Raw genomic sequence first — 239 nt, forward strand, 5'->3', positions numbered from 1 at the left:
GCACATCGCGACGCTGACGACTCAGCGAGGTCATCTGCTTCGCGAGGCAACCCAGGCATGTCGGCTGCATCAGCACATGCACATACACATGCACACACACCGGCACATGCGAGCCTCGACGGCGAGTCTCGCGGCAGTGCGATAGAAGCCTGTCCGTTGCAGCAGGTGTGGCACGGCGCGACATAAAAACGCCGTTCGACAAAAAGCAGGCCAAGCGTCAATCGACGCCAAGCCTGCTC

1 protein-coding gene is annotated in these 239 nt (G+C 60.7%); it reads right to left on the reverse strand.

Features of this window, described 5'->3' with window-relative positions; genetic code table 11:
- Window positions 1–184 (reverse strand): hypothetical protein (locus SB822_RS60680; RefSeq protein WP_410859599.1); only part of this gene is annotated, 184 nt, incomplete at its 3' end.
- Window positions 185–239 lie beyond the last annotated feature (55 nt).

This window comes from Paraburkholderia sp. SIMBA_054 (assembly GCF_046534875.1).
GTDB lineage: Bacteria > Pseudomonadota > Gammaproteobacteria > Burkholderiales > Burkholderiaceae > Paraburkholderia > Paraburkholderia hospita.